Origin of the sequence: Geminicoccus flavidas, assembly GCF_009806515.1 — a bacterium.
GTDB classification, from domain to species: Bacteria; Pseudomonadota; Alphaproteobacteria; order Geminicoccales; family Geminicoccaceae; genus Geminicoccus; species Geminicoccus flavidus.
Genome location: NZ_WUJP01000512.1, coordinates 1 through 224 on the forward strand (window position 1 = coordinate 1; position 224 = coordinate 224).

Below are 224 nucleotides of genomic sequence, written 5' to 3' on the forward strand. Positions count from 1 at the left end.
CGCCGGCCACGCAGCTCCCCTGGTCGTCCAGAAGGCGTTCCACCGCGGCTGCCTGCGCGTCGGACACCTGTGCCGCCACGACGAAGGAGCCGGCGCGCATGCCCTGGAGATAGGTCGGATGCTCGCTGTGCGGGATGAAGGTCTCGAACAGGTTGCGCCAGAAGCCGTGGCCGGCACCGTCCTCCCGGTCCTCCCCGCCCCGGACCAGCACCGCATCCGGTGCC

General features: G+C 71.9%; 1 pseudogene. It reads right to left on the minus strand.

The window, feature by feature from the left end:
- Window positions 1-224, minus strand: a pseudogene (locus EQG76_RS14485) (hypothetical protein); the annotation flags it as partial.